Below are 19,565 nucleotides of genomic sequence, written 5' to 3'. Positions count from 1 at the left end.
GCTACGAAGAAAAAACGAGGGAGAGTTTCATGGGTAAAAAAATTCACCTGTTGCCGTGGGTACAGGCCATCGGCCTGAGCGTCGCCACACTCGCCACCAGCCAGACCGCCACGGCTTACGCACTGTATGCCGACGACGACACGCACCTGAACGCCGACTTTCTCGCGGTCTATGGCCTGTTCAACAGCCGCAAGAACTACGATGGCACAACGGGTGGCTCCACCTGGCGGGAAGGTTTCATCAAGTACGGCGTCAGCGGCGATCAAGGGCTGGGCAGCAACGGTACGGCCTATGGTGCACTCAACTGGGTCAGTTCGGGCACCTGGGGTGACGGCGACGCGGCAGGCAATACCGACGGTTCCGAACGCACCACCAAGATTGAAGACGCCTACCTGGGCTGGCGTTCAGCCGATCTGTTCCCGGTGCTGGGCAAGGACGGTGTCGATATCTCCGCAGGCCGCCAGGTGGTCAAGATCGGCAGCGGCTTCTTGCTTAACGACGACGGCCCGAACCTGGGCAACGGCCCGGCTGACGGCGCACTGAACCGTGGCGGCGCTTACTACCTTGCCGCCCGTCATGCCTTTGACCGCACCGCCGTATTGCGCCTGGGAGGCAAGGACGGCCTGCATGGCAGCATGCTCTGGCTCAAATCCGACAACCGCGCACAGGCCGAGACCGAACTGGCCGCCGGCACCCTGGACTACACCGCTGACGTCGGCACCCTGGGCCTGACCTGGATTCATGGCCTGGGTGTCAGCGAGCAATGGGCCAGCGACTTCCAGAAGCAACGTGATGGCATGGATGTCTACAGCCTGCGCGGCGAAGGCAACGCAGGCATCGAAAACGCCAGCTTCGCCTTCGAGTACGCCTGGCAGGACAAGGACGCTGGCGCCGAAAAAGCCTGGTACACCGAGGCCGGCTACACCTTTGCCGATGTCGCCTGGGCACCGAAGTTGACCTACCGCTACAGCCGTTATTCCGAAGGCTGGGACCCGCTGTTCAACGGCCTGAGCACCGGCTACGGCACCTGGTTCCAGGGTGAAGTGGCCGCCAACTACTCCGGCCCGTTCAACAGCAACACCGGCGTGCACCACGTTGGTCTTAAGGCCAACCCGCTGGAAAACGTCACCGTCGGCGCGCTGTACTTCGACTTCAACACCCTGCACAAGAGCAATGCGCTGAACCTGGACGCTCGCGAACTGGACCTGTACGTCGAATGGGCGGTCAACGAGCACCTGGTGATCAGCCCGCTGGTTGGCCTGTACCAACCCAAGAAGGATGAAACCAACGGCGGCAACCAGGTGGGCGGCAACGGCACCAACGTCTACAGCCAACTCACCGTGGCCGTTCCGTTCTAACGACTCCACATGACCACCGCACACATCGAGCGGTGGTCGCATCCAGAGGGCTGGGTACGTTGCAGGTCAGCGTGGCACCAACAAGCCGGGCTGGATTAAAACCGCCAGAAGCGCCATCCTCCACGCCTTTTTCAAGCGACGCTCTCACGTTACGCGCGTAGACCGAGGAACAGCCCCATGCACACCCATCCCCTAGACGCCACTGACTTCACCTTTATCGAAGACACCTTGCTGAAGTACGGCGATGATCACTCAGTGCTCAACCCCTCCGAACTCGACGGCTACTTCACCGCGCTGGTCTCCAGCCCTGTGCAGGTGGACATCGCCGAGTGGTTCCCGGCCATCTGGGGCGGGCAAAACCCGGACTGGGAAAGCCCTGAGGAGTGCAGGCAGTTCATTGAGTTGAGCGTACGCCACATGAACACGCTGGCCTCGCAATTGGCCCTCGACGCGCAAGCCTTCAAGGCACGCTTTGAACAGACCGAACACCAGGGCCAGGCACTCACGCTGGCTGAAGAATGGTGCTTCGGTTACCTGCGCGGAGTCGCCGTAGGCAACTGGCCTGAGCTGCCAGCACCTCAAGCCGCACTGTTCCAGGCGATCAGCACCTGCGCCGAACAAGACAACTTCGAACTTCCGGCAGACTTGGATGTGCTTCGGCACCGCTTGCAGGTAGAGGCCATCGAGCCGGCTGCCCGCGCACTGCATGACTACTGGGTTGCTCAGCGCCAGGGATGATTGGCCTGGTTAAGGCAGCCACCCCCACTCACGAAAAGCGACTGAAAGGACCGCGCAAGACCATAGTGCAGTCACTTCAGCCCTTGGAGTGATTGAACTCACTCGATCAACCACATCACGCGCCCCAAAAAACGCCGTTTCCTTTATAAAGACAAACGGCGCTATTTCTTTACATGGACAGCGTTAGGCACAAGCCGAGTGTTCAAACACTCTGTCGCCAGCCCCACTGTTAAGGCTGAACACCAGCAATTTTTTCCAGGCGAATCGGATAGCCTTGGCCTGGCTGAACAACCGTTTCAGTCTCTACGGTCTGGACCACACGGCCAGTTGCATCCTTGGTAACTGCTACAGATTTGCTATAGGTGCTCTGTACCACGCAGCCGGTCACGGATGCAGCGACAGCGGCTGTGAACACCAATGCTAAAGCAGACTTCATGCGGGATCTCCTTCCCAAAGTGATTGTGGCGACCACTTTATCAGCATCAGAACTCGGCAGGCACTCAAATAGTGGCCAATTGCCAAAAACCAAAAACAACCGCCTCCCGTCCCTCTACGAAAAAGCCCCGCAGACGTTGATCTGCGGGGCTTTTGAAGCCAGGAACTCAAGCAGCAAACTGCAATGCTCAGCCAGACGTTCAGGTCAGCGCATCAGTCCTGAAGACCTTCCATCAATTTCAATGCGATTTTTTCGATCCCGATGTCCCTGCTTTGCTCAACCCCTTCGAATTGTGGTCGCCCGGGGTAGACGTCGAAATTGCAGTGGCTTTAGTGACACCGCGCGTATCTTTGGAATGGGCAATGCCAGACGTCGTGGTGCCATGGCCGCGATCACTATTGCGATCACTGCCGAAGTGGTTGCCGCTTGTGCCATGGTCGCGAACAGCCTTGCCGGCATGATCAGCGTCCAGCCCTTTACCACGACCGTTACTGTCAGCGTTGCCGGCGTGGCCTGAACCACTGTGGCCACCACCATTGCCATTGCCGCCGCCATGACCACCACCATTACCGCCACCGTGCCCACCACCATCCTTCGCATAAGCGGAGCCCATGATGGACAGGCCAGCAGGTAGCAATGGGGCAGCTGCAAGCGCCATGACGCACGACATTACAGCAACGAGACTCTTGTTTTTTAAACGCATGATGGCTTCCGTGAAGGTTGATATTGCACGTCCTATGACGCGCCAACCACTCAACAGTTCACGCCCTCACGACGGACGGCTGTGCTTTGTGACGGTGATCACTCAATCGTCAATCGAAAGCACCGTTGATGACCTCATAAATGAGCCCGGTTGCCAGCGTAACCAGGATCAGGTCAGCACCCACCTGTTGCCACTCGTACCCATCATAGTGAGGCAACCTGCCAATCAGCCGACCATCGAGCTTTTTAGCGATTCCCGGCGGAAGCGGCTTACCGCGGGCCAGGTTCTTTTGTATACCGGGTGGCAAGGCTGGCCCTGGGCTCCAGTAATCTCGATAGCCACCAACGATGCCCAGTACACTTGCCCGGTTGATGCTGGGGCCATTATGCCAGTCACTGCCTCCTGAGTTTTTTCCGTTGTTGCCATGACCGCCCTGGTTGCCGTAGTCCTGGCTATTGTGCGGGTTTCCCTTGCCCCCACCTTGCCCTTTGCCATTACCAGGATCAGCCACAGCCGTGGCAGGGCCGGAAACCAGCGTCAAACAGGTAACCGCTGCAATCAACGCGCGAGATCTGAACATATCCGTACTCTCAGAAAGTGATGATCCTCTGGAATGTAGACGCTCCAGAGGATTTTGGTTCCATAAACACTTGCTCGTCACGTACGGCGGCGCATCGACTGCTACTTCTGAGAGAGCGCAGCAATCGACATACCCGACGCGACAAAGGTCAGCCCCGCCCCCACGTTCAGCCCATTGACGAGTCGCGGTCGCTGACGCAGGCACTGCGATAGCGCTGTGGCAAACACACCCATGAGCGCAAATCCCACCGCGGTGAGCGCAGCGAACCCTATGCCGTACACCAACATCTGTATGGTCACTGAGCCCCGTTGGGGCTAGAAAAGCCTTGCGGCGCAGGCAAGGAATTGCAGCGTTGCCCTTAGGTGAGCAGCATTGCCTGCCAGCTGTTTGCACGCAAAACGTTCAAACCAAGTAAGGCTCAAACAGGCTCCGCACATTCACCCGCGCCTTCAGCTTCGCGGCCAACAGGTACAAGCCTCCCACCTTGCGATGCAGAAACAGTACATCCACCGGCGGTGAGCCCCAGAAGTCGCGATCGGCGCCCAGTTGCCACCCAGCATCGCGCAGGCGTACGGCGAGGTCAGAGGCCGCAAAGTCATAGGCGCCTTGATGCCGCAGCGGCTCGCAGGCCTGGGAGATCAGATCAGTCAGCAACGCTCGATGTCTGGGCAGGGTTTCAGGCTGAAAGTAGCCGATGTCCAGCGCGGCGTCGGCGATGGCGGCGCGGTCTTCACGCAGGCCTGCAATCAGCAAGCGACGAAAGGCCTCGGTGCTGTTGCGGGCATAACGACGCGTGGCGCCGAAATCGAGCAACACCATCCGGCCGGTGTCCCGCTGATAGCGGTAATTGGCAAAATTGGGGTCGGTCTGCACGCACTGGAACTCGAACACCTCGCGCATAAGCAGGCCGAACAGCAACGCGATGATCCGGTCGCGCTCTGCCTGAGGCGCGTGCTCCAATGACTCCACCGCGACCCCATCGACGAAGGACATCACCAGAATGGTTGGCGAGCAGTACTCGGTGTACGCACGAGGAACCAGAAAGTCAGGACTGTCGGCCAACAGTTGATGAAAGTGCCGTAAGTGCCCGGCTTCTTTGAGGTAATCCGCTTCGTCCTGCAGTTGACGCTTGGCCTCTTCGAGCAGCGGCGCAACGTCCATGCCTTTAGGCAGCAGCCCGGAGATGCTCAGCAACGTGGCGACGTTGTCTACATCGCTGGAAATGCTCTCGCGCACGCCTGGGTATTGCACCTTGATCGCCAGGCGTTGGCCGTCTTTGCCTTGCGCCGCATGAACCTGGCCGATGGACGCCGCCGCCAATGGGGTAAAGGAAAACCGTTCGAAGCGCCCTTCCCAGCCCTTGCCCCAGCTCTCGTTGAGAACTGCGACCAACTGACTCATGGGCATCGGATGCGCGTCCGAGCGCAGACGGGAAAGAATGTCGCTGAGCTCGCGCGGCAACAAGTCACCTGCGTCCATCGACAACAACTGCCCGACTTTCATGGCGGCGCCACGCAGTTGCGACAGCTGATTTGCCACGCGTTGTACATTGCCAGGCGTCAACAGCAGGTCACTGAGCGCCGGACGTTTGCCTTGTGCCAACTGCCGAGCGCCTTCGGCCAGCATGCCGCTCGCAACGCCCGAGGCCAAGCTGCCAAAACGTATCAGCCGCGACAAACGACTGCCCGGCACAGACGACGAACCGGGCTCTCGCGGCTTCATGAGTGGGTCGCCATAACGACCGCGCCAAGCAGCAGGCAGAGGCTCGCCACGCTGGTCAAGCGCAATCGCATCGGCAGGTACCAGTCAGGCAGGCTAATAACCCGAAACAGCTGCCGGTCCTGCCAATAGTGGACAACAAACCCGACGATCAACAGCAAACACCCCCAGAACACCGGCAGTAACGTGGCAGCCCACGCGACAAGGGCCGGGATGACGCTCCAGATGAATCGGTCGCGGCGCTGCTCGGCGCTCAGGTCTTGCGCGGTCATGGCGAAGCCCCAGTGCAAGGCGCCAACGAAGCTCAGGATGACCGCGCCATAGGTGACCAGCGCCACCGACCACAACGGCCGATATTCAAGAGAAAACGGAAGCAGCAGCGCCAGTGCAATAAACGGCAGCAAGCCGCCATAACCCAGCAGAGCAACGTGCCGTGGCGGCAAGGTCGAAGACAACAGGTTCATTTGAACTCCTTATCAGTGGCAGACATTTAAGACTGTAGGCCCAAAAGCCCCGACGTGACTCCAGCGCATGCGTTCAACCCGCATCCAAATGAGCGGCTGTATCCTCCAAAAAACACAGGTCTGTCACTACTGGGCACGGAACCCTCTTGCTAACGTACCGTTCCCCCCTGTTTCGAATGGACTCCTCATGCGCCTTAAACTCTACCAAGTCGATGCATTTACTTCCGAAGTCTTCTCCGGCAGTCCTGCAGCCGTAGTCCCCCTTGAGTCTTGGCTTCCCGTAGAGATGATGCAGTCAATTGCGATTGAAAACTCGCTACCGGAAACAGCGTTCTTTGTCCGTAACGCGCACGGGCAGTATGAGATTCGCTGGTTCTCACCACTCACCGAGATCGACTTCTGCGGCCACGCAACCTTGGCCAGCGCTTTTGTGCTGTTCAACCAACCGGGTGTCTCCAAATCCATCACGTTCTGGGCCAAAGCGGTTGGAGAGATCCCGGTGACGCAGTTACCCAGCGGTGAGATCGAGTTGAATTTTCCTGAGCTCGCGCCTCAGCCGCTTGTTGATGTGCCTGCCCAATTGGTGAAAGGTCTTTCGATCACGCCCAGCGAATATTGGGTCAACCGACAAGCCTACTTTGCCATCTATGCCGATCAACAGCAGGTCGAGACCGTGGTGCCACAACTCGACAAATTGATCAAATTAGGCCCGCGTGATGTAGTCGTGACGGCACCAGGTGAGCAGTACGACTTTGTCTCGCGCTACTTCTGGCCAGCCAACGGCGGTGACGAAGATCCGGTCACCGGATCCATTCATGCGGGGTTGGCACCCTTTTGGGCAGAGCGTTTGCAGAAATCGCGATTGTTAGCGTTGCAGGCCTCACGCCGACGCGGTGTGCTGGACTGCCGCGTTGAGGCAGGCCGGGTGTTTGTATCAGGGCACGCGGTGCAATATCTAGAGGGGAGCATTAGCGTGTAAAGCGGCCGGAAATGTAGCCGCCATTAGCGAAAAGCTGCCGTTGCGCGCCACACATAACAGCATCACCAACTGTGGCGCGCAAGCGTGGGCATTTACGCAAGCGCGAGGCTCTGAGAACCCGCCGGAAACGCTGACTACTTGACCTGCAACCGAAGGTTATTCAAGTGCTCAAGGGAGGCCATCTTTTCCGCTGTGCCTGCCGGCCCATCGCTCCCCATGATGGACGCATACGCGTCCTCGTATACCTTCGCAACAATCTGGGCATTCTCGGAGTGTTTCAGGAAAGCCATCAGAAGGTGTTCTACCGCATCGACTTGCGCTTGATTCAGGCTCACAACAACCTCCTTGGCCCGGCCCAATGCCGGTTACCCGTAATACCCCATCCAACCTCAAATAGCCACCCGGGTGAACGGCTGAGGACTGTTTCGGATGCGGTAAAAATACTCAACGAGAAGCGATCAGAACTGGCGAGCAGCCCTACAGGCCGCATGCCACTGGGGTGTTCACGTCGAGTGTTGGAACCGAAGAGATATCAAATAGACATCACTGTGATAGCCTTGGCGACTCCACGTTAAAGCGTCAAGGATCGAGAATGAAAAAGCTTATTCTGGTTGCGGCACTGGCTGCCTTTGGACCCGCCATGGCCTCTGCATCCAGCAATGTTGGCCAGTGCGTCTACCCTAAAACGACCGTTGCCAAAGATGGAAGTCTGAAGTTCAAGCAAAACGTTGTGATTTTCAGCGAACCCAATGCTCAGGCTGGCAATTCTGTCCTGAAGACGTTCAGCGCATTCACCATTGGCGCGGAAGCAAATGGCTTTGTGCAGCTACTGACGGTTCCTGATTACGACGCCGCTGACCCGGAGCGCGATGCAGGTAAAGTGTTTGGATGGGCGAAGATGAAAGACTTCGACTTTCAGGCTCTGCGCAACTGCACCTGATTGACGCTCTGCTCAGCCAGGCTGCTTACGCCTGGCTGAGCGAAGCACACCGCCGACATCAGCGATTCGGCTATGGCTACCTGGCTGTTGCTCAAACCAACGACTGGAACCTACATGAATAGCCTGGATAAAGCTTTGGCGTTTCAAGCGCTTCATACGCGCAGACAACCCCTTGTCCTGCCGAACCCGTGGGACGCTGGCAGCGCAAAAATTCTGACGTCCATGGGGTTTGAGGCTTTGGCAACGACCAGTGCCGGTCTGGCATTTAGCCTGGGCCGTCGGGATGCGGAAGGCGCGGTGTCGCGCGAGGAGATACTTGCCAATGCTCAAAGCATCGTCGAGGCAACCCATTTACCTGTCAGTGCCGACCTTGAAAACGGATTTGGAGACTCACCTGAGGAGGTTTCCGAAACTATCCGCATGGCTGCTGCAATTGGTCTCGTTGGCGGCTCAATCGAAGACGCCACGGGTAACCCGCAAGCGCCAATCTACGCATTCAACCATGCGCTGGAGCGAGTTATTGCGGGTGTTGAGGCTGCACGCAGCCTGTCACTGCCTTTTGTATTTGTGGCGCGTGCTGAAAACTTCAGTGCTGGCGTACATGATCTGGACGACACCATTCGCCGACTCATTGCATTTGAGCAGGCTGGAGCCGATGTCCTCTTCGCCCCCGGCCTGCCCGATTTGAATGCTATCCAGCGGGTGTGCGAGGCGTTACAAAAACCAGTCAACGTGGTGATGGGCTTGGCAGGCTCTACGTTCACCGTGGATGAGCTTGCAGCGGTTGGCGTCCGAAGAATCAGCCTCGGTAGTTCATTGGCCCGGGCCGCACTGGGTGAGTTTATCCGCGCGGCGCTGGAGGTAAAAACCATGGGGACGTTCAACTTCGCCAGTAACGCCATCAGCTTCCAAGAGGCCAATTCGCTCATGGCCCCCGCCAGGAAATCTGACTAGGTTTGCGTTGTAATCAGGCTAGGCAGAGAACGACTCTATGCAGGTGTGCAGGCTACCAGTGCCCAGGCCTCCCCGCAGGTTGCCCTGGCTGCAGTGAATCGTGTTTCCTTGGCACAAAAAAGCCCCGTTCGATGACGGAGCTTAGAAAGATAAGAATTAACCAAATGACTTGAACTCGTACTTGGCAACGTTCGCTCTCATGTCGTCAAGCAGGTCATGGCCTTTCCATGTGAGTGAGATCAACGTCTCAACGCCTGCAGCATCCAAGGTGTACTCCACGAACGCTTCCTTGATGATGAGCTGGAGTGCGTGGGTCCCTTGTTCCTTTTTGGCGTGATCATGAATGTCCGGGCCAAGCGCTCCCTTCAGGGCATCCTCTTGAAGAACCCCTTTTCTGTTGGCCCGTTCAACTTGCTCAAGAAGGCCCTTGATGTAGTTCCAATTCCGCTTCATATTCACGTTCTCTTCTGCCATCTCAGGTCAGTTGAGAATAGTCAGAGGGATGGAAAACACATACAAAATGCCGACGCGGTGGTCGGGTTTTTCATGCTCCCCGCCGAGCGGGAACGCAATAGGCCCTCAAGCGGCCCTCTGTAGCAGCAAGCTAAAGGCTGGCTCTGTCGCCATGAGGGATGGCGAGGTTACGCACGACTCTCCAGACATACTTCAGGATGTGAGGGGAGATTTTTCTTGAAGCCGCTGCCCCCTGGATGCCCGATTGAGCCGCTTGACGAGAATTGCCGGACGGTCGGCATCGTTGTGGGCGCTGCAGAGTCTCTAAAAATGCCGAAAAAGAAGCCGCCAACAGACACCGCCACAGCAACCGCTGCTGACATTGAAAAATCCATTCAGGCCCTGAACAAAATGGCTGAACGCCTTTGGGGCGATGGCCGCGAGGCCGAGGCGAAAGCCCTCCTCGATGCCTTGGATGCGTTAAACCGGGCGCTGGACCGAATCAGGATTGGCGAAAGTCGCAGGGCTGTGACACTGCACTAAGGAAATAAACGTTAAACCGGTTTCCACAGACGCCCCAGCAACGGGCAACTACCAAACGAAGTAAACCCGTCTTTACGGGCTTTTCACTGCCCTGTCATCCGCTCGTAACACCGTCAGAACATAATGAGTTCAGCCAAAGGGATTTGGCCCCGTCTACAGAGAGCCTGGCCAAGCGCCGGGCTTTTTTGTGCCTGCTAGGTTCCCTTCGAAACGGAGGAAACACCATGCCAGACGATCCAATCCCCGCCCTTCTCTATCGCCTCAATCGACGCCATCACCCCTGCCATGGTTTATTAATGTTCAAGGCAGACCTAGGCATCAACACATAGGGCTCAGGCAAGCATCAAGCGACGTGGTCGCAGTTTTCTAGCCGTGGTTTATCTTGGCGAGACAGCATTGCTTCTCAGGATGAACACTGCCTGCTTTGGGTTGTGGCTTCAACCGGTGAATGCAAAACACTGGCAAAACCTGTCTGCCAGTGTTTCGTAGTTTAGTGTCTTTCGAGGAAAAAGAGGGATCAAGCAGTCGGCCAGACGGCCGCTTGCCGCCCATTCAACGGGTAATTGGAGAGGTCACAAACTTTAAGCCTCTACTGTATGAAAAAATGCCAAGCTCGCTGCGCCTTGTGAATGAAGCAGAAGCCTAGGCTGGACTTACAGGTACCGGTTTGCGTACAGCATTGGACAGAACCAGCGAGGTTGTGACTGAACCATGGACAGCCAGCGCATCGACTATGGACTCCAAGTCAGCGGGTTGAGAAAACGCGCAGCGAACGATGAAGCAATCCTCCCCGGTGATCCTGTCTGCTTCTAAAACTTCAGGTATGTCATTAAATAAATCCAGGTAATGCTTGATGTGCTGATGGGTTGTGCGAACGCGTAGGATTGCTTGCAGACCTAGTCCTACCTTACGCAAATTTATTCGAGCGCAATAACCTTCTATGACACCAGCAGCTTCAAGCTTCTGGACTCGCTCGCTCATAGCTGGCTGCGAAAGCCCAATGCGTTTACCCAACGATGCCAGACTTTGCCGTGCATTTTTTTGTAGAGCCTCCAGAATCTGCAGGTCTTTGCTATCAAGCCCCATGCGCCCTCCCCGCTGAATAATCCGATGAGTCATCGGTCAAAGGTACTTCATTTCAAATGACTTGCCATCCAAGGTCGATGCCTCATTCGCTACATTTTGCGGACACCACTTCCGAGAAACAAGAAATGACACCTTCAATATTGCTTCTACCAGGCATTGGCAATTCCGGACCAGGGCATTGGCAAACAATATGGGCCAACAGCGATACCTCTATGGAGTGTATCGAGGGGCAAGATTGGAAGCGCCCCGTTTGCGCAAAATGGGTCGATAATCTGGAGGCTGCTATTCACCGAACTGGACCTAACACGGTGTTGGTAGCCCATAGTCTCGGCTGCTTGCAGGTTGCCCATTGGGCACAGAGTAGACACACAGCGATCCGAGCCGCCTTGCTGGTTGCCGTACCTGACCCTGATCGCCCCACTTTTCCAAACAAGGCGCTGGGGTTTAGTCCGTTAGAGCTGAAGCGTTTCGCATTCCCTAGTGTTGTTGTCGCAAGTACCAACGACCCCTATGCAGATACAGACTTCAGCTTGCGATGTGCTGATGCCTGGGGCAGCCGTCTGGTGAACATCGGAGACCAAGGACATATCAGTTCGGCCAATGGGTTCGGTGATTGGCCTCAAGGTAGAGCATTGTTGAAAGAGCTTCTTGCAACCTCGATTCAGCCCTTAGACGATGCGCTTTAAAGAGCGAGGCTCAACGAACACGCATGAGCGAGTCCGCGAGCATCTTGAGATGCTGACAGACAATGCCGATGCCATGACCGGGCTTACGATTGACTTGGTTGCCGGGTGTAAGCCAGAGGAAGAAGCTGACCCGAAGCGGTTATAGACTGTCTGGCATATACCATGTGTAAAATTTGTTTTGCCAATATTCAAAGGAATGATCGAATGATTACTTGTCACGTCAGGTACGTAATTGACCCTTACGTCTTGGAAGTGGAGGGGGCGAAAAACAGCCTGGGCCTGCTGCTTGAGCGAATCATGCGCAGGACCAGCGAGCACCTTTCGCCGTTCTTCATTGTCAACGAGCACGGCAAGCGTATGAGCTGGCCTATGTTGCGCAACCGGTGGGCAGACGCCCGTGAGGCCGCCAAGGTGAAGGCCGAGGTCGAGAAGAAGCCGGACCTCGCCAACCGGATCGCCCAGTTCCAGTTCCGCGATATCCGACCGAAGGCAGCGTCGGAGCTCAACGATCTGAGCGATGCGAGCGTGCTGCTGGGACACTCGAAGGAAGGCATTACCGAGCGCGTTTACCGCCGGGTCGGCGCCATCGCCAAGCCCTCGAAGTAGGAAAGTTTCGGAACTCCGCCCTCAAAGTTTCGGAACTCTTGGCTTTTCGCACCACAACGAAAAAGCCCCGCAGACGTTAATCTGCGGGGCTTTCAAATATGGAGGCCGAGGTCGGAATCGAACCGGCGTAGACGGATTTGCAATCCGCTATGAAAAACCAATAAATTCAATAGGTTACAGATAAATTGATTCCGCATCACTGGACGTTCAGCACCTCTGTAAGGCGCGGAATACGCGGACACGGAAATTAGTTGCGGAACAGATTTTCACCCTCTCAGATATCGTCACTGCTGCTGTCAAAAGCGAGGGGACGCTTCGACGCGTAACGATTCAAGCTCTGTCACTTTCGCTTGAAGCTGAAGGACTAATTCTCTCACCTGGCCACGAGCCAACTTGGGGAGTCAACTACCGCTTATCCAGAGCCAGTTCAGGGGCGCTTGGTGATTTCCACCTGATCGAATGATCGCCCCCATGATGGACTGTCACCACTTTGCTTCAAGCGCTTGATTTTGTTGGGCTGCGACGAATTTTATATCCACCTTTACCATCCAGCAGAGATATCACACGCAAGCATATGAGTTGCCTTTGGCCTGCCTACTAATCGATTCACCAATCAGTAGCAGTTGACGTAACCTCTCACACGTCGTATTGATGGCAGTTAGCCATGGAGAGAGGAAGCTTGTCGATGAACCAACAAGTCGAGTTTCAAGGTGATGAAGAGCAGGATGATTCGGATCTTGCCACCAAAGCACGGAATGAGGCCGAAAAAATCCGCATCCTTTCTGCGATCGCAGGTAATAGCCCTACTCGTGCAATTGATAGAGTTGCTTGGATCCTGAACCACTATCCACAAGCTCGGGACTCAGACGTTAAATGCCAGCTGCTGTATTGGAAAACTTTCCAGCAGGATTTGTATAGCGGCGGCGACATTCCAATTGCCAACTACCCCAACCTCGAGCGTCTTCCTTCCATTGCCCGTGCCCGCGCCTTTATCCAGAACACGCATGGATTGTTCATTGCCTCGCCTGAAGTTCGACGCACCCGAGGCAAGCTTGAGGAGGAGGAGAAGCAAAAAATTCTTGACGCTAGACCAGCCCACCCCGTGTATTGCATTTATGCAGATGAAAGCGGAAAAACAAGCAATTACCTTCTGGTTGGGAGTTTGTGGGTACTACGCAGCTACGATACAATGAAAATTACTCGTGCCATCAACCAAAGGAAGGATGAATTAAAATTCAAAGGCGAGATGCATTTCAAGGACATAAACAATGGAAACCTTGAAACTTATCTTGAATTACTCGGATCTATTGTAAAAAACTCCGAAGCGGTTTCTTTCAAAGGCTTGGCAGTTGAACGCCGGGGACTCAAAAACATTGATGACACTCTGAACAAGCTGTTCTATCACATGACGATCCAGGGCATTCAGGAAGAAAACAAATCAGGCAGAGCTGTACTACCTAGAAACTTACAGTTTCGAAAAGACTCCGAGGAAGCATCCAAAGATAAGCTCTCCATAATGGAAATTGAGCTCCAATTGAGAAATGCCGCAAAAAATCTTTTCAATGACAATGTGTATATAGACATTGTTGAATCTGAGGACTCTGCGGTCTCACCACTCATGCAGATTGCCGACTTATTCGTAAGCTCTATTTCGCGAGTTCTCAACAAGGAAGAAGGAAAGGAGGGGCCTAAGGATATCTACGCTAAAAAGTTCCTAGAGTCGTTCGGCGTCCGTACAATAGACACTGAACTAGACATACTTGGCGACTGCGTTCGTTTCTCTTGAGTTCAAGACTATCGCGAGTGCAAATACGCTGTAGCAACAGCGAAATAGGCGCTCAAGGACAGTTACAATAGGACTTGAGCGTGCTTTTTTACACCAGCGCAAGCTGCATGAGCTTGGTATGCTGGCGTGGATTAGCGTATAGTTTGACCCCATTCTACCCCTGAGGCTTATAATACAAAATCCGGCTTTACTTCGAGCCTAGACATACGAGCCACCGCACCAGAATCACAAATACAGCTTTTGACTCAACGGCTAGAATCCTGAATTTCTTACCGAACAAAACCACCCCAGCTCCAGACTTTTGTCTCACCGATAAATAGATTCATCCAAGGGCGGCCCATCAACAGTAACATTCGTGATGGAAGCAATTGAATCAAATATACAACCCCCAAAAATAGCGTCAAAAGCTAAAGTTACATCCGAAAGATACTCTATGATGATTTCAAGCAATCCTCTAAACGTCCCACAGTGCCATTCGATGTGCGGACTTATTAACGCCAACACTTTTTGTTTGAACGCATTTAGGTCGTCAGGGACATCTAACAGCCGCCCGACATTTAGGGCTGGTGAAAGCACATAAAAATTGAACATCGAAAAAACCATCACCGGGGTCTCATGAATTTTCCTCAGCCTATCGAACTCAGCCTGTGAGGCAGGGCTTAGCTTCGAATACTCCCGATCGCGGAGCATATTAAAATGCTCAACATACTGTAATGCTCTGTCAGCTGCATCCCCCACCCTAGGGCAAAAATATCTTTTCCACCACGCCTCAAAATATCTTTTTTGAAACTCCAAATATGTCAACCCTATAATATTTGTATTTCTAGTGTACTGCTTGGCGCCCTTCTGAAGCCCATATTTAGAAATTATGAAACCTATGTTCGCCCCTGTTTCATGCATCACAGTTGTAAATGAATGAACAACAGCCTGAGGAATAGGGCTCCCCCAATTCTTACATTCAACGTTGTACATAATTTTGTCGACACTCCGAACATCTTTGGCTACAACATCAACGTTCACCGATCCGCGTGGTGTTGCAACATCCACCTCAATCTCTGCTGACATGCCTATGTTACGGAAGATGCGTTTCACCCCGTTCTGCAGTTCCCGCCAGTCTCTTGGCAGCGGATCATCAATCACTCTAGAAGCCTCCACATTGCTTTGTGCTGAGTAAGATGCTACTGCTCCCTGCAAAAGGCGTACACCGACCAAAACCAATCATGGTCCATACCGATTGGTGGCGTGCTGCAGACAAGGCACTAAGCATCAAGTACTCAACTTATCACCAACTCATCGAACCTGCTCAATCCGTGCGCTGAATATCAGATCAAAACCCGCCAGAGCGCGCTACTAGGCCGCCATAGCCCGGCAAAACCGGCCATTTAGCATTGGGCAGATGGCCCACAACGGCCTCTTGCGCCCCACAATTTGCCCTAAACTTGCCCTAAAAATAATCTCTGCCGACCGCAGCGTTGAGGTCTGGCTGTAGAATTATTCAGACCGAGCTTACCTACATATCGCCGCGCAACAAAGGTGAGCCACAGAACCGCCGATGATGGATTGGAGCGACTAAATCTAAGAACCCCAAAAACTAGGCCCCCTAGCAACCTTCTTGTTTCGCACGTACTATTTGTATACCACCGACCTCCTCTTGGCCGGCGGAGTCGCTATGTTAGTCTGTCTTCGTAGCAAGTAGATAACGGACTTCTTCGGACATCGATGTTAGTGGCAAACCTGAGTCGACGCGACTCAAGAGCATTTTGGAGAAAACGGATGAAGCCGCTGGATAGAATTATGCGCACACCAATGGAAGACATCAGAGCATTGACACTGCTGCTGAGCGCTCAGTTGGAGTCCCAGGCACTGTCAGTGTTGTACATGGCAATTGACCGTGCGGCCTGGATTATCTCAGAAAAAGAAGAAACCAATAGGCATGACTTCATTGCATGGACAGAAAAGTTCCTGACCGTCGGCGCTGGCTTCAACTTCACAGGACTCGATCTGTGGGCAGCACGATGCGGCTTACTCCATACAGGAGCCGCCGAATCACGCGATTATCGGAAGAACGGAGCCAATCTCATTTACTACAAAGTGAAAGCGGAAATGGCCGACGAAAAGGTTCTGGACCTTATAGAGCACACGTTAGCAGAAGCCGGAGTTACACGAGATCGCGTCAGATTTGTTGACTACTTCTGGTTGGCGCAAGAATTGGTTAAAGCCATGTCTAGGTTTGAGAACTGGCTGAAATCTGAGCCGGATATCTGCGAGCGGGCCGCTGAGAAATCAGATCGCCAAATTTCGTTCCAGGTACTTCCGCAACAATGAAAATTTCATGCAAGCTTGTCGCTTGAACGCTGCATAGATCACCGTCTAGATGGAGATCAAAGCTTCCTAGTACACAATGCTAGGTGAGCCTTGCGAACCAGCTTCGGGATATAATCAGGGCGGCTTCTTGTCGCGATGCCGACTTTTGAGGAAGCACTCGAGAACCTGTCTCCGCTAACAAGATCACTGCTTATAGCTTTAAACCATAATGATCAAAGTACTGCCGAAGCCACTTGCACCTTTTGGAGGTTCTTCTAAAAGCCTTAATCACAGCTTCATCACTCGGAGCACAGAAAGGGGCAAGGACAGATAGAATAAGACCATTGTACAAAATCACTCAAATGCGGCTTGAGCCTAATTGTGCACGGACACCTCTGACCCTGCTAAGTTACTTATGATTCTAGCTGATACCTGAGTTATGGCAGACTTAGTCGGATCGACGCACATTCATGCTGCTTTCCACGACTCGAACCGTGGGAGCATATAGGCTAATTGCTTTAATTACTGCTTCCCGGTCTTCATCGGAAATGTGCGATCCTAAGGTTACAAGCATTTTATCTACTGCGCTTTTAGATATCGGCAAGTCAATATATTTTGCTGAAATCCCCCCCATGCGCCTTGCCATTAGATTACTTTCGTACATATTGAATAAGGCCTCATCGTAAAAGCGCTCAGAGCATAAGCGATCTACGTCCGGCCCCTCCATTGCCATGAGCACGAAACGATACTCTGCTTGGTCAGCCCAAGCTTCTGATTTAATTCTGCCGAGCTTGCCGGAGTCATCAAAGCTTGTTTCTAACTCACTCTCTGAAAACAACTCTTCTGCGCGTCCGGCAGGATTAGAAACATACTCCACCGCGCCACCAAAGTCTTTTGACATATCGTCGGCATAGGGAGTTATTACATAACCTCTCCCTAGCATATCTGCCGTAGTAAATGGCACCATGACATCTTTAAGGCGAATCCCGATACGTTCTCCTTTTAAAGATGGCGCAATACAATTTCTGGTAAGCTCAAAGTTCAGACGATGAAATTCAAAAGGAGTGCTCGGAAGCGTAATCCTAATGCCTCGGTGCTGGTCTCCATAGCGAAACCACTGCCCGGAATGCTCGGTCATGACGCTAGTCCATGAGCTCACGAAAAAATTACGAGCATCTATGTGCGCTGTCTTAAAAGGCATCTCACTTCCATCATCAAGCTGATCCGCTCGTGTAAAGCGTATTTTCCCGCTTTGAAGAATTAGCGGTAGGGTCGATGCTCGCGTGTAATGATGGATGTCCATATCGTCTTTCGATCAGTTATTTGATTCGTCAAAGGTATCGCATCACTACTGGCGACGTCTAGAAGTCGCTTACCCCCCTAAGCCAACCATATTTTTCGCAGACACAAGCGTGCATAGATTTACGTGAATTGGCATAGGTAAGCGTTCGATTTTCCAGAACTACTTCCTCTTAGGTACAGCTCACTCGCCAAAGCTGATCAAGCCGTGTCGTGTAACTCCGACTCATCATCTCTCGGCGCATTCCCCAGTCAGGATCCACCGGTACGCTTGCAGATCGAAGCGTTCCCCTGCCCCATCGCCCGTTAATCTGGTCAAGCACCGCCATCACCCGACTCGCTTCAGCGGGCTGAGCTGCAGCGAACAGGTCGTCTGTATATTGGCCACGCTGGCTGAGGTTCATCAGCAGCACCTCAGCCTTGCTGTAATTGAAACCTGGACGGAAGACGCGCTCGAGCGCATCGACAGCAGCCTTCGTCAGTAGCCGTACATCATCAGTCGGATACGGCAACTCGACGAGCACCCCATTGGCGTACTTGGCTTCATCAGGGTTGAACATGCCAGTGCGAATGCTCACCCTGATCCTCTTGCATACAGAGCCTTGCGCCCGCAGCTTTTCCGAGGCGCGCATCATGTAGGTGGCCACCGCCTCTTTGATAGGCGCCAACTGCTGCAGGCGCTTGCCGAACATTCGGCTGCAGCAGATCTCCTGCTTTGGCGGATCCGGATCATCGAGCTCCAGGCATGGCGTACCGGCCAGCTCGCGAGCGGTCTTCTCGACCACCACACTAAACTTTTTGCGCAGCATCCACGCGTCAGCCTTGGCCAGATCCATAGCGGTCTTGATGCCCATGCCTTCAAAGTGAGCGCTCAAGCGACGGCCAACGCCCCACACCTCCGACACCGCCGTATTCCTCAGCACCCAATCGCGCTTAAAGGGATCGCGGATGTTAACCACACCACCAGTCTGGGCCTGCAGGCGCTTGGCCGTATGGTTCGCCAGCTTGGCCAGGGTCTTGGTGCCAGCAATACCGACGCCGACCGGAATACCGGTGCAACGCAGCACCTGGCTGCGAATACGCCGGCCGAGCTGGTCCAGGTCAGCCATGCCGGTCAGATCGGCGAACGCTTCGTCGATACTGTAGACCTCGACCGCTGGAACCATGGACTCGATCAGGGTCATGACCCGCTCGCTCATGTCCCCGTAAAGGGCGTAGTTCGAGGAGAACGCCACGATGCCATGCTGCTTGAGCTTGTGTTTGATCTGGAAGTACGGCTCACCCATCTTCACGAAGGGCTTCGCGTCGTAGCTGCGCGCAATGACACAGCCATCGTTGTTGCTCAGCACGACAATCGGCACCTTGGCCAGGTCCGGGCGAAACACCCTCTCGCACGATGCGTAGAACGAGTTGCAATCGATCAATGCAAACACGGGCGCTTTAGACATGGCTGCGTACACTGCCGGTGATCACACCCCAGATCGACAGCTCGTCCCCTTCCAGAACATAGCGCGGTGGATACTTGGGGTTTTCGGACAGCAGGATCACGTCCTTGCCTCGGATGCACAGCCGCTTGCACACCGGGTCGTTGTTCAGCAACGCAACAACAATATGCCCGTGCGCAGGCTCAAGCGAGCGGTCGACCACCGCAAGGTCTCCATCAAAGATCCCAGCGCCCTGCATGCTCTCACCTGTGATGGATACCAGGTACACATGAGGTGCCCGGATGTTGAGCACTTCATCCAGGGAGATATGCGCCTCGATGTGATCAGCCGCTGGTGAGGGAAAACCAGCAGGCACCTGGAACAGGCACAGGGGCAGCTTCAGACCGCCCTCGGCGATTGGGCCTATGATGGAATAGCTCATGACGCACGACTCCAAAAAATACTGTACGAATATACAGTTAACGTTTTACGAGCCTTGCGGTCAAT

General features: G+C 54.2%; 21 protein-coding genes and 2 pseudogenes. 10 read left to right on the top strand and 13 right to left on the bottom strand.

The window, feature by feature from the left end; translation table 11 throughout:
- Nucleotides 1-29 precede the first annotated feature (29 nt).
- A complete protein-coding gene (locus ACZ9H3_RS02725) occupies nt 30-1,358 on the top strand; it encodes an alginate export family protein (protein ID WP_476219470.1) in 1,329 nt (442 codons plus the stop codon).
- A 177-nt stretch (nt 1,359-1,535) separates the two neighbouring features.
- On the top strand, nt 1,536-2,096 hold the full coding sequence (locus tag ACZ9H3_RS02720) for a UPF0149 family protein (RefSeq protein WP_099774451.1): 561 nt from the start codon (nt 1,536-1,538) through the stop codon (nt 2,094-2,096).
- A 229-nt stretch (nt 2,097-2,325) separates the two neighbouring features.
- On the opposite strand, the gene ACZ9H3_RS02715 is transcribed toward ACZ9H3_RS02720, so the two are convergent.
- From ACZ9H3_RS02715 to ACZ9H3_RS02690, 6 genes and pseudogenes are all read right to left on the bottom strand, one after another.
- Complete coding sequence (locus ACZ9H3_RS02715) at nt 2,326-2,532, bottom strand: hypothetical protein (protein ID WP_065757807.1); 207 nt, start codon at nt 2,530-2,532, stop codon at nt 2,326-2,328.
- Between the two features lie 553 nt (nt 2,533-3,085).
- Nucleotides 3,086-3,202, bottom strand: a pseudogene (locus tag ACZ9H3_RS02710) (hypothetical protein); the annotation flags it as partial.
- A gap of 142 nt (nt 3,203-3,344) precedes the next feature.
- Nucleotides 3,345-3,815 carry an anti-virulence regulator CigR family protein gene (locus ACZ9H3_RS02705; protein ID WP_476222676.1) on the bottom strand — a complete coding sequence of 157 codons (471 nt, stop codon included), beginning with the start codon at nt 3,813-3,815 and terminating at the stop codon, nt 3,345-3,347.
- A 101-nt stretch (nt 3,816-3,916) separates the two neighbouring features.
- Nucleotides 3,917-4,129: pseudogene (locus ACZ9H3_RS02700) on the bottom strand (LysE family translocator); the annotation flags it as partial.
- An 88-nt stretch (nt 4,130-4,217) separates the two neighbouring features.
- On the bottom strand, nt 4,218-5,537 hold the full coding sequence (locus ACZ9H3_RS02695) for an ABC1 kinase family protein (RefSeq protein ID WP_476219467.1): 1,320 nt from the start codon (nt 5,535-5,537) through the stop codon (nt 4,218-4,220).
- Complete coding sequence (locus tag ACZ9H3_RS02690) at nt 5,534-5,998, bottom strand: DUF3429 domain-containing protein (RefSeq protein ID WP_476219465.1); 465 nt, start codon at nt 5,996-5,998, stop codon at nt 5,534-5,536. The genes ACZ9H3_RS02695 and ACZ9H3_RS02690 overlap by 4 nt, the downstream gene beginning before the upstream one ends.
- A 187-nt stretch (nt 5,999-6,185) precedes the next feature.
- Here ACZ9H3_RS02690 and ACZ9H3_RS02685 point away from each other — a divergent pair, with 187 nt between their 5' ends.
- On the top strand, nt 6,186-6,977 hold the full coding sequence (locus ACZ9H3_RS02685; RefSeq protein ID WP_476219463.1) for a PhzF family phenazine biosynthesis protein: 792 nt from the start codon (nt 6,186-6,188) through the stop codon (nt 6,975-6,977).
- Between the two features lie 134 nt (nt 6,978-7,111).
- On the opposite strand, the gene ACZ9H3_RS02680 is transcribed toward ACZ9H3_RS02685, so the two are convergent.
- Nucleotides 7,112-7,312 carry a hypothetical protein gene (locus tag ACZ9H3_RS02680; RefSeq protein WP_476219461.1) on the bottom strand — a complete coding sequence of 67 codons (201 nt, stop codon included), beginning with the start codon at nt 7,310-7,312 and terminating at the stop codon, nt 7,112-7,114.
- Between the two features lie 257 nt (nt 7,313-7,569).
- On the opposite strand from ACZ9H3_RS02680, the gene ACZ9H3_RS02675 reads away from it, so the two are divergent.
- Both ACZ9H3_RS02675 and ACZ9H3_RS02670 read left to right on the top strand, forming a co-directional pair.
- Entirely contained in the window at nt 7,570-7,917 is a 348-nt protein-coding gene (locus ACZ9H3_RS02675) for a hypothetical protein (RefSeq protein ID WP_102052086.1), read from the top strand.
- A gap of 114 nt (nt 7,918-8,031) precedes the next feature.
- The gene (locus ACZ9H3_RS02670) at nt 8,032-8,871 is read left to right on the top strand and encodes an isocitrate lyase/PEP mutase family protein (protein ID WP_330523715.1); all 840 of its coding nucleotides are present in this window, start codon (nt 8,032-8,034) and stop codon (nt 8,869-8,871) included.
- Between the two features lie 156 nt (nt 8,872-9,027).
- Here ACZ9H3_RS02670 and ACZ9H3_RS02665 read toward each other — a convergent pair whose 3' ends face one another.
- Entirely contained in the window at nt 9,028-9,345 is a 318-nt protein-coding gene (locus ACZ9H3_RS02665; protein WP_065757797.1) for a DUF2513 domain-containing protein, read from the bottom strand.
- Between the two features lie 309 nt (nt 9,346-9,654).
- Between ACZ9H3_RS02665 and ACZ9H3_RS02660 the strand changes: the two genes are divergently transcribed.
- Nucleotides 9,655-9,867 carry a hypothetical protein gene (locus ACZ9H3_RS02660; protein ID WP_065757889.1) on the top strand — a complete coding sequence of 71 codons (213 nt, stop codon included), beginning with the start codon at nt 9,655-9,657 and terminating at the stop codon, nt 9,865-9,867.
- A 642-nt stretch (nt 9,868-10,509) separates the two neighbouring features.
- Here ACZ9H3_RS02660 and ACZ9H3_RS02655 read toward each other — a convergent pair.
- Entirely contained in the window at nt 10,510-10,953 is a 444-nt protein-coding gene (locus tag ACZ9H3_RS02655; protein WP_476219458.1) for an Lrp/AsnC family transcriptional regulator, read from the bottom strand.
- A 56-nt stretch (nt 10,954-11,009) separates the two neighbouring features.
- Between ACZ9H3_RS02655 and ACZ9H3_RS02650 the strand changes: the two genes are divergently transcribed.
- The 3 genes from ACZ9H3_RS02650 to ACZ9H3_RS02640 all read left to right on the top strand — a co-directional run bounded on the left by ACZ9H3_RS02650 (nt 11,010) and on the right by ACZ9H3_RS02640 (nt 14,031).
- Nucleotides 11,010-11,639 (top strand): RBBP9/YdeN family alpha/beta hydrolase, encoded by a 630-nt coding sequence (locus tag ACZ9H3_RS02650; RefSeq protein WP_476219457.1) that lies wholly within the window; start codon nt 11,010-11,012, stop codon nt 11,637-11,639.
- 204 nt (nt 11,640-11,843) lie between these two features.
- Nucleotides 11,844-12,245, top strand: coding sequence for a site-specific integrase (locus tag ACZ9H3_RS02645; RefSeq protein WP_476219455.1), 402 nt, complete (start codon nt 11,844-11,846; stop codon nt 12,243-12,245).
- A 685-nt stretch (nt 12,246-12,930) separates the two neighbouring features.
- Nucleotides 12,931-14,031, top strand: coding sequence for a DUF3800 domain-containing protein (locus ACZ9H3_RS02640; RefSeq protein WP_476219453.1), 1,101 nt, complete (start codon nt 12,931-12,933; stop codon nt 14,029-14,031).
- A gap of 306 nt (nt 14,032-14,337) precedes the next feature.
- On the opposite strand, the gene ACZ9H3_RS02635 is transcribed toward ACZ9H3_RS02640, so the two are convergent.
- On the bottom strand, nt 14,338-15,171 hold the full coding sequence (locus tag ACZ9H3_RS02635) for a restriction endonuclease (protein ID WP_476219451.1): 834 nt from the start codon (nt 15,169-15,171) through the stop codon (nt 14,338-14,340).
- A 633-nt stretch (nt 15,172-15,804) separates the two neighbouring features.
- On the opposite strand from ACZ9H3_RS02635, the gene ACZ9H3_RS02630 reads away from it, so the two are divergent.
- Nucleotides 15,805-16,356, top strand: a complete 552-nt coding sequence (locus tag ACZ9H3_RS02630; RefSeq protein ID WP_476219449.1) for a hypothetical protein — start codon at nt 15,805-15,807, stop codon at nt 16,354-16,356.
- A gap of 427 nt (nt 16,357-16,783) precedes the next feature.
- Here the strand turns inward: ACZ9H3_RS02630 and ACZ9H3_RS02625 are convergent, their stop codons facing one another.
- The 3 genes from ACZ9H3_RS02625 to ACZ9H3_RS02615 form a co-directional block, all read right to left on the bottom strand.
- Entirely contained in the window at nt 16,784-17,473 is a 690-nt protein-coding gene (locus tag ACZ9H3_RS02625) for a hypothetical protein (RefSeq protein ID WP_476219447.1), read from the bottom strand.
- A 334-nt stretch (nt 17,474-17,807) separates the two neighbouring features.
- Entirely contained in the window at nt 17,808-19,082 is a 1,275-nt protein-coding gene (gene umuC, locus ACZ9H3_RS02620; RefSeq protein ID WP_476219445.1) for a translesion error-prone DNA polymerase V subunit UmuC, read from the bottom strand.
- On the bottom strand, nt 19,075-19,500 hold the full coding sequence (locus ACZ9H3_RS02615; protein ID WP_102052080.1) for a LexA family protein: 426 nt from the start codon (nt 19,498-19,500) through the stop codon (nt 19,075-19,077). The genes umuC and ACZ9H3_RS02615 overlap by 8 nt, the downstream gene beginning before the upstream one ends.
- Between the last annotated feature and the right edge of the window lie 65 nt (nt 19,501-19,565).

The sequence above is a fragment of the Pseudomonas sp. TE3910 genome (assembly GCF_056279025.1).
Note: the sequence above shows the minus strand (reverse complement) of the source record. Positions and strands in the feature narration are given on the sequence as shown.

Bases quoted from the DNA above. Each gene is read 5' to 3' on its own strand.
- ACZ9H3_RS02725 (WP_476219470.1), top strand. From the start codon at position 30: ATGGGTAAAAAAATTCACCTGTTGCCGTGGGTACAGGCCATCGGCCTG.
- ACZ9H3_RS02720 (WP_099774451.1), top strand. From the start codon at position 1,536: ATGCACACCCATCCCCTAGACGCCACTGACTTCACCTTTATCGAAGAC.
- ACZ9H3_RS02715 (WP_065757807.1), bottom strand. From the start codon at position 2,532: ATGAAGTCTGCTTTAGCATTGGTGTTCACAGCCGCTGTCGCTGCATCC.
- ACZ9H3_RS02705 (WP_476222676.1), bottom strand. From the start codon at position 3,815: ATGTTCAGATCTCGCGCGTTGATTGCAGCGGTTACCTGTTTGACGCTG.
- ACZ9H3_RS02695 (WP_476219467.1), bottom strand. From the start codon at position 5,537: ATGAAGCCGCGAGAGCCCGGTTCGTCGTCTGTGCCGGGCAGTCGTTTG.
- ACZ9H3_RS02690 (WP_476219465.1), bottom strand. From the start codon at position 5,998: ATGAACCTGTTGTCTTCGACCTTGCCGCCACGGCACGTTGCTCTGCTG.
- ACZ9H3_RS02685 (WP_476219463.1), top strand. From the start codon at position 6,186: ATGCGCCTTAAACTCTACCAAGTCGATGCATTTACTTCCGAAGTCTTC.
- ACZ9H3_RS02675 (WP_102052086.1), top strand. From the start codon at position 7,570: ATGAAAAAGCTTATTCTGGTTGCGGCACTGGCTGCCTTTGGACCCGCC.
- ACZ9H3_RS02670 (WP_330523715.1), top strand. From the start codon at position 8,032: ATGAATAGCCTGGATAAAGCTTTGGCGTTTCAAGCGCTTCATACGCGC.
- ACZ9H3_RS02665 (WP_065757797.1), bottom strand. From the start codon at position 9,345: ATGGCAGAAGAGAACGTGAATATGAAGCGGAATTGGAACTACATCAAG.
- ACZ9H3_RS02660 (WP_065757889.1), top strand. From the start codon at position 9,655: ATGCCGAAAAAGAAGCCGCCAACAGACACCGCCACAGCAACCGCTGCT.
- ACZ9H3_RS02655 (WP_476219458.1), bottom strand. From the start codon at position 10,953: ATGGGGCTTGATAGCAAAGACCTGCAGATTCTGGAGGCTCTACAAAAA.
- ACZ9H3_RS02650 (WP_476219457.1), top strand. From the start codon at position 11,010: ATGACTTGCCATCCAAGGTCGATGCCTCATTCGCTACATTTTGCGGAC.
- ACZ9H3_RS02645 (WP_476219455.1), top strand. From the start codon at position 11,844: ATGATTACTTGTCACGTCAGGTACGTAATTGACCCTTACGTCTTGGAA.
- ACZ9H3_RS02640 (WP_476219453.1), top strand. From the start codon at position 12,931: ATGAACCAACAAGTCGAGTTTCAAGGTGATGAAGAGCAGGATGATTCG.
- ACZ9H3_RS02630 (WP_476219449.1), top strand. From the start codon at position 15,805: ATGAAGCCGCTGGATAGAATTATGCGCACACCAATGGAAGACATCAGA.
- ACZ9H3_RS02625 (WP_476219447.1), bottom strand. From the start codon at position 17,473: ATGACCGAGCATTCCGGGCAGTGGTTTCGCTATGGAGACCAGCACCGA.
- umuC (WP_476219445.1), bottom strand. From the start codon at position 19,082: ATGTCTAAAGCGCCCGTGTTTGCATTGATCGATTGCAACTCGTTCTAC.
- ACZ9H3_RS02615 (WP_102052080.1), bottom strand. From the start codon at position 19,500: ATGAGCTATTCCATCATAGGCCCAATCGCCGAGGGCGGTCTGAAGCTG.